The organism is Stenotrophomonas sp. YJH_SMC_36 (assembly GCF_059369935.1).
Window position 1 is genome coordinate 1 of sequence record NZ_JCAFTD010000016.1, and the last position, 7516, is coordinate 7516.

The 7516-nt window shown below is 67.6% G+C and carries 6 protein-coding genes and 1 pseudogene; all 7 read left to right on the forward strand.

Annotation, left to right across the window (positions count from 1 at the left end; translation table 11 throughout):
• Positions 1–352, forward strand: a pseudogene (locus tag AC5P76_RS18675) (methyl-accepting chemotaxis protein); the annotation flags it as partial.
• Positions 353–554: 202 nt separating this feature from the next.
• Positions 555–1028: a hypothetical protein gene (locus tag AC5P76_RS18680; protein WP_128990761.1), complete on the forward strand. Its 474-nt coding sequence runs from the start codon at positions 555–557 to the stop codon at positions 1026–1028.
• Positions 1029–1031: 3 nt separating this feature from the next.
• Complete coding sequence (locus AC5P76_RS18685) at positions 1032–3224, forward strand: methyl-accepting chemotaxis protein (protein ID WP_253120505.1); 2193 nt, start codon at positions 1032–1034, stop codon at positions 3222–3224.
• 141 nt (positions 3225–3365) lie between these two features.
• On the forward strand, positions 3366–4139 hold the full coding sequence (locus AC5P76_RS18690) for a flagellar brake protein (protein WP_053520423.1): 774 nt from the start codon (positions 3366–3368) through the stop codon (positions 4137–4139).
• A 137-nt stretch (positions 4140–4276) separates the two neighbouring features.
• Positions 4277–4768: a chemotaxis protein CheW gene (locus AC5P76_RS18695; RefSeq protein WP_053520422.1), complete on the forward strand. Its 492-nt coding sequence runs from the start codon at positions 4277–4279 to the stop codon at positions 4766–4768.
• A gap of 136 nt (positions 4769–4904) precedes the next feature.
• A complete protein-coding gene (locus tag AC5P76_RS18700; protein WP_053520421.1) occupies positions 4905–5288 on the forward strand; it encodes a hypothetical protein in 384 nt (127 codons plus the stop codon).
• Between the two features lie 102 nt (positions 5289–5390).
• Positions 5391–7516: methyl-accepting chemotaxis protein (locus tag AC5P76_RS18705; protein ID WP_495222808.1), on the forward strand; the 2126-nt coding region annotated here is incomplete at its 3' end.

Here is a 7516-nt window from a genome sequence, read left to right on the forward strand (position 1 = left end):
CGACATCATGGCCGAGATTTCCGCGGCCTCGCAGGAACAGAGCGCCGGCATCGAGCAGGTCAACCAGACCGTGGTGCAGATGGACGAGACCACCCAGCAGAATGCCGCGCTGGTGGAGGAAGCCACCGCCGCTGCGCGGGCAATGGAGGAACAGGCTGTGCAGCTGGGTGAGGCCGTGGCCCGCTTCCGCCTGGAGTCACAGAACGAAGCACCGCTACCGGCGGTGGTCGTGGCGGCGCAGCGCAGAACGCCAGCGGCAGCTCCAGCGGCCAGGCCGGCACCCCAGCGCGTCGCACGCGCCGCGGCGGCGCAGCCGGCGCTGGCACTCGACGGCGACTGGCAGGAGTTCTGACCTCATCGGAACCGGGACGCGTCGGATTCCTGCACACTGGCAGGGATCCGACCCTCGACCGGCCCGGTCTGCTCGCCGTGACTCCTCGCCGGTCGTCGCAACGCATCACAGTTCCAGCGTTGCCCCGGCCAACTGATTGAATTTTTCTTCAGGTTCAGCCGCCGCTCGCCGCTAACGGGACACGGTCCTACGCGAGCCAGCGATGCCAGCCAGCAACGACCCCGACCCGATACCGGTACAGCGTGGGCGAATGCTGGCCGGCGTGCTGCTGCTCGCTGCGTGGCTGGGATGGACCCTCGCCGCGCTGTGGGCGCAGGCCGATGCTTCACAGCCACCGGCCGGCCGCTGGCGCGCCGCGGACGTGCTGGCGCAGCTGTCGCCCGCCGTGCTTGCCGCCAGCCACCAGCATCCCCTGCTGCTGCGGCAGTCCATCGTCTGTGGCTGCGCCCCACCGGCGCGCACACCCGACGGCATCGACCTGCGGGAGGCCCGCACGCCGCTGCCCTTCGAATGGTTGGTGCTGTACCAGCAGCGCCTTGTCTATGCCGGGCCCTCCCTTCTCGACGCGGGCTGCGGCGGCCGTCCGCTCGCAGCCGCTCCACTGGTTGCGGGGCTGCTGCGCAATGCACAGGCGCCCGTGATCCTTTCCCATCATTGCCCATGCCACAAGGAGTAGCGCATGCATGCCTCCACCCGTAATACCGCCGCGCCGACCGGTCAGCCGACACCGCCTTACCTGCGCACGCTGGCCGCGGGTGCCGACCGCCTGTTCCTGCTGGTCAGTGCAGGGCTGGTCCTGGCCTCGCTGGCACTGGCCGTGCGCCATGGTCAATGGACACCGTGGCTGCTGGTCGCACTGCCTGCGCTGCTGGTCAGCGCGGTGCAGGTCCACCTGCAACCCGGCAGCCGCCTCAGCCGCTGCACGACAGCGCTGGCGTGGATGGTGCTGTCGGCCACCTTGATCCACCAGACGCACGGACAGCTGGAGACCCACTTCACGGTCATCGTGCTGATCGCACTGCTGCTGTACTACCGCGACTGGCTGCCGATCGTGGTGGCCGCCGTGGCGATCGCCGTGCATCACGTGCTGTTCTTCGCCCTGCAGACGCGCGGCCTGCCGTACCCGGTATTCGCCGCCGGCAGTGGTCTGGGCGTGCTGGTCCTGCACGCCCTGTACGTCACCATCGAGGCCGGCCTGCTGTCGGTGATGGCCGTCCAGATGCGCCGCCAGCTTCTGCTGCTCGGCCACGACCCGCAGCAACTGGCACACCTGGCACACGGCCTGGCCGACGACCAGCCCCTGCCCGAGGCGCTGCATGCCAGCCAGTTCCCGCAGGACTCGCTGGCCGCCGCCCTGGTCCAGGCCAGCACCCGGCTGCTGCAGCGCCGCCAGCGCGAGCTGGCGGCCAGTGGCGAATCGCTGCGCATCCGCAGCGCGCTGGACGATGTCACCACCAACGTGATGATCGCCGACCGTGACCGCAACATCGTCTTCGTCAACCGTCCACTGCAGAAAATGCTGGCCGCCGCCGAAGCCGACCTGCGCCGTGACCTGCCGCAGTTCAGCGCCGCCGACCTGCTGGGCCGCAACATCGACATCTTCCACCGCAATCCGGCCCACCAGGCCACCCTGCTCGACCGCCTCACCGGCACCTACCGCACGCAGATCCGCGTCGGCGGCCGGGCCCTGCAGCTGATCGTCAATCCGATCATCGGCGACGACGAACAGCGCCAGGGATTCGTGGTGGAGTGGGCCGACCGCACAGCCGAGATCGAGGTCGAAGAAGAACTCGGCCATATCGTCGATGCCGCCGCGCAGGGCGACTTCAGCGGCCGCGTAGGCACCGCCGGCAAGGAAGGCTTCTTCCTGCAGCTGGCGGAACGCCTCAACGGCCTGCTGGATGCCAACGCACGCAGCATCGAGCAGATCTCGCAGCTGCTGTCCTCGCTCTCGCGCGGCGACCTCACCGTGCAGATGCAGGGCGACTTCCACGGCGTTTACGCCCGCATCCGCGACGATGCCAACACCACCATCGCCGAGCTGACCCGCATCGTCGGCAGCATCCAGGCAGCCTCCAGCCGCCTCACCGGCGCCGCCGCCGGACTGGCGCAGGGCAATGGCCACCTGGCCAGCCGTACCGAACAGCAGGCGGCCAGCCTGGAGGAAACCGCCGCCACCATGGAGGAGTTGACCGCGACCGTGCGCCAGAACGCGGGACATGCGCGGCAGGCCAACCAGCTGGCCACCGATGCGGCCGACATCGCCGGCGAGGGGCGCACGGTCGTCGGCCAGGTGGTCACCACCATGTCCGCCATTGAAGCCTCCTCGAAGAAGATCGCCGAGATCATCAGCGTCATCGACGGCATCGCCTTCCAGACCAACATCCTGGCCCTCAATGCCGCGGTCGAAGCCGCCCGTGCCGGTGAGCAGGGCCGCGGCTTTGCCGTGGTCGCCAGCGAAGTGCGCACCCTCGCCCAACGCTCGGCGGGTGCTGCCAAGGAGATCAAGGGCCTGATCGACGCCTCTGTCGGCAAGGTCAGCGATGGCGCCGCACTGGTGCAACAGGCCGGCAGCACCATGCAGCGGGTCGTGGCCGCGGTGCAGCAGGTGAACCAGATCATGGGCGAGATCTCCTCCGCCTCGCAGGAACAGAGCATGGGCATCGAGCAGGTGAACCAGAGCATCGCGCAGATGGACGCCAGCACCCGCCAGAACGCCACGCTGGTGGAGGCGTCCACCGCCGCCACCCACGGCATGGCCGAACAGGCACAGCTGCTGGCGGCCGCGGTAGCGCGCTTCCACCTGCACGGAGGGGACGACAATCCGGCGGTGATGCAGCGTGTGCGGCAGATCGCCGGTATCGAGGAATGATGCCTCCGGCCCATTCCTTCGATCCCGGCCCGGCCGATGGAAGGTGATGAGACTCACACTTCATAATCCGGCGCGGTGGCCGATATCCCCATCGAGCCACGCGCCGGCGCGCGCAGGCGCCCGCCCCTGACCACAGATTCCATGTCCGACGGCAACGACACAGCAGTGCACGATGTCCATGCGGCCGACGCCGCGGATGAACGCTTCCTGGTCCGTAATCCGCGCCAGCTGCGGCAGCTGCTGCGCTCGCTGATCGAGCAGCGCTCCCTGATAAACGCGCATATCGACGGCCGCGATCGCTCGTTCCCGACCGCGCTGTTGGAACTGGACGAGGACGAGGACGTGCTGCTGATCGATGGCAGCCCGCAGGAGGCGTCCAACCGGGCAGCCGAGCAGGCCGATCATGTGCTGTGTTTCGCCCAGCTTGAGCGCGTGCTGGTGCGCTTCCGTCTGCAGGGGCTGCAGCGCGTGGACAACGACGGCCACGTCGCCTTCCGCGCTGCGCTGCCAGAGGAACTGATGCATCTGCAGCGGCGCGAACTGTACCGGCTGGAGACCCCCATCACCGACTCGCCCCAGCTGCTGCTGCCGGCTGCGGACGGACGCCCCGAGGCGTTGTCGATGCGCGTGGTGGACATCAGCGGCGGTGGCCTTGCCGTCGCGGTGCCCAGCGACTGCGCCGTGTTCGGCCTGCAGCAGCGCTACGCGGCGGTGCTGTCGCTGTCGGATGGGCCGGATCTGGATATCGAACTGGTGGTCTGCAACCTGCTGCCGCAGCGCCAGCCCAACGGTACCGAAATCAAGCGCGTGGGGATGCGCTTCGACAGTCTGCCTCGCGGTGGCGACAGCGCCATCCAGCGCTACATCTTCCGGATCGACCGCCAGCGCAAGGCACGCAGGAACGGAGAGATGTAGCTGGCGCCGGCCGTGGCCTGGCGCCATCCGGTCCTCACCAGCCGGGGAGGTCCTGTCACGGCCCTGCCTAAAGTCCCCCCGCGCGGGGCCGATATCGAGCCTGACACCGGGACTTCCGGCAGAACCAGGACCCCTCGATGAACGACCAGACCCGCTCCGCCGCCAGCGCCGGCGGCGAATTCCTCAGCTTCACGCTCGGCGCCGAGCATTACGGCGTGGATATCCTCAAGGTGCAGGAAATCCGCGGCTACGATGCCGTCACCCGGGTGCCGGACGCACCGGATTACATCAAGGGCGTAATCAACCTGCGCGGAACCATCGTGCCGGTGATCGACCTGCGCCTGAAGCTGCGCCTGGAGAACGCGCGCTACGACGCCTTTACCGTGATGATCGTGCTCAATGTCGATGACCGTGTGGTCGGCATCGTGGTGGACAGCGTCTCGGACGTCATCCCGCTGTCGTCCGAACAGATCCGCCCGACCCCTGAATTCGGCGCTGCGGTCGATACCCGGTTCATCTCGGGCATCGGCACCCAGGACGACCGCATGCTGATCCTGCTGGACATCGAGACCCTGCTGGACAGCGCGGACATGGGCCAGCCGGCCCTGCTCGAGGACGCCGCCGCCTGAGTCTGCGTACCGCTTCACGTTGCTGTCACGAAACCCTTCAGTTCCCTGCGGCGGTGCCGATAGGGGGACAGAGGCCGGCCGCGCGGGAACGCGTACCACCGGCAAAAAACCATCACCCTCCCGGAGAACCACCCCGATGAAGTCCCTGCTCGCGCTCGTTTCGGCTGCCGCCCTGGCCACCACCGCGTCGTCCGCCCTCGCCCAGTCCTCGGACATGATCCCGCCGGAACTGGCCCCGCGCTCGGTGGGCAAGGACGGCATGGTCTGCGGCAAGGTCGAGAAGGCCCGCTTCGCCGAAGGTTCCGAAGGCCAGCCGACGTTCCTGTACATGGGCGGCGCCTTCCCGCGCCACACCTTCTCGGCGCGCATCGCCGGTGAAAACCGCAGCAAGTTCTCGTTCCCGCTGGAAACGCTGGAAGGCAAGACCGTGTGCGTGATCGGCAAGATCCAGCGCGATGCCTCGCGCGCCGAGATCGAAGTCAGCTCGCCGGCCGGCCTGAAGCTGGCCAACATCAAGTAATCCGCTGTCCGTCGCAGTCACGCCGGTCCTGGTGCCGGCGTGGCCGCCGCCGCAACCGGGCCCGATGCCCGTGCGCGTCTGCCTTAGGAGATCGCAACGCCCATGCCTTGGATCAACAACCTGAAACTGATGCCGAAGCTGATGGTGACCTTCGGCGTCATCCTGCTGGTGATGCTGCTGCAGGGCATCGTCGCCTATCGTGGCCTGCATTCGCTGAACAACGTCACCACCGAGTTGGCCGGTTCGCGCATGGAAAGCATCCGCCTGGCCGGCGAGATGCGCGGCATGCTCGGCGAGTACCGCAACAGTGCCTACCAGCAGCTGATCCGTGCCAGCGATGACGTCAAGGCCGACGCGCGCAAGCAGGCTGCCGCGCTGCGTACCAGCATGGACAGTTCCATCAAGGACTATCCGAAGCTGGTGGACAACGCCCAGCAGAAGAAGCTGTTCGACACCTTCGCCAAGGACTGGAAGGACGCCCTGGCCTCCTACGACAGCGTCACCGAGATGCTGGAACTGGACCTGCCGGACGACGCCATCGATACCTTCGTCGGCGAGACCCGCACCAAGCACCGCAAGGCCGCCGCGGCGCTGGAAGCCCTGATTGCCGAAGACAACCGCCTCGCACGCGCCTCGCGCGAACAGGCCGAATCCACCTATGCCGCTTCGTCCGTCCTGACCGTGATCGCCCTGCTGGGTGGCGCCGCACTCGGCCTGGTGCTGGTGTGGCTGTTCGCCCGCGCCCTCGTCGGCAGCGTGCGTGGTGCCGTCTCGGTGGCCAATGATGTCGCCGGCGGCAAACTCGACGGTCACATCGATGTCAGCCGCCAGGATGAAGTGGGCGAACTGATGCAGGCCATGCAGCGCATGCAGCGTGATCTGCGTGAGCGCATCGAGACCGACCAGGCCATCGCCCGCGAGAACCTGCGCATCCGGACCGCGCTGGACTACAGTTCGACCGGCGTCTACCTGACCGATGCCAACAACACCATCGTCTACAGCAACCGTGCCCTGCAGCAGACGTTGAGCCAGTACCAGGACGATGTGCGCCGCGACCTGCCTGACTTCGATGCACAGGACTCGCTGATCGGCAAGCCGGTCACGGTGCTGGAACACCGTGGCGAGATGGACCCGTCCCTGCTGGCGAACCTCAAGCAGCACGGCGTGGCCCGTCGCCCGATGCAGTACGGCGATGCCCAGTTCGCCCAGGTCGTGTCGACCATCCGCAACGAGGACGGCGACACCGTCGGCTGCGTGGTGGAATGGCGTGACCGTACCCAGGAAGCGCAGGTCGAGGCCGAAGTGGCCCGGGTGATCGCCCGCGCCGCCGCCGGCGACCTGTCCGGCCGGATCGAAACCAGCGACAAGGAAGGCTTCTTCCTGCAGCTGGCCCAGCAGATCAACGGCCTGCTCGACGCCAACGCTGGCAGCATCGAACAGATTTCCGGCCTGCTCGCCGCGCTGTCGCAGGGTGACCTCACCGTGCGCATGCATGGCGACTACCAGGGCGTATTCGCTCGCATGCGTGACGATGCCAATGCCACTGCCGCGCAGCTGAGCGAGATCGTCACCCGCATCAAGCAGTCCAGCCGGGCAATCAGTACTGCCGCCGGCGAGATCGCCTCGGGCAACAACGACCTGTCGCGCCGTACCGAACAGCAGGCCGCCAACCTGGAAGAAACTGCCGCCTCGATGGAGGAGCTGACCTCCACCGTGCGCCAGAACGCCGAGCACGCCCGCCAGGCCAACCAGCTCGCCATCGGTGCCCATGGCGTCGCCTCCCAGGGCGGCGAAGTGGTCGGCCAGGTGGTTACCACCATGTCCGCCATCGAAGCCTCCTCGAAGAAGATCGCCGAGATCATCAGCGTCATCGACGGCATCGCCTTCCAGACCAACATCCTGGCCCTCAACGCCGCGGTCGAGGCCGCCCGTGCCGGTGAACAGGGCCGCGGCTTTGCGGTGGTCGCCAGCGAAGTACGCACCCTCGCCCAGCGCTCGGCCGCTGCCGCCAAGGAGATCAAGGGCCTGATCGATGACTCGGTGGGCAAGGTCGCCGATGGTTCTGCACTGGTGCACAAGGCCGGCGCCACCATGGGCGAGATCGTTGCCTCGGTGCAGCGCGTAACCGACATCATGGCCGAGATTTCCGCGGCCTCGCAGGAACAGAGCGCCGGCATCGAGCAGGTCAACCAGACCGTGGTGCAGATGGACGAGACCACCCAGCAGAA

Bases quoted from the DNA above. Each gene is read 5' to 3' on its own strand.
- AC5P76_RS18680 (WP_128990761.1), top strand. From the start codon at position 555: ATGCCAGCCAGCAACGACCCCGACCCGATACCGGTACAGCGTGGGCGA.
- AC5P76_RS18685 (WP_253120505.1), top strand. From the start codon at position 1,032: ATGCATGCCTCCACCCGTAATACCGCCGCGCCGACCGGTCAGCCGACA.
- AC5P76_RS18690 (WP_053520423.1), top strand. From the start codon at position 3,366: ATGTCCGACGGCAACGACACAGCAGTGCACGATGTCCATGCGGCCGAC.
- AC5P76_RS18695 (WP_053520422.1), top strand. From the start codon at position 4,277: ATGAACGACCAGACCCGCTCCGCCGCCAGCGCCGGCGGCGAATTCCTC.
- AC5P76_RS18700 (WP_053520421.1), top strand. From the start codon at position 4,905: ATGAAGTCCCTGCTCGCGCTCGTTTCGGCTGCCGCCCTGGCCACCACC.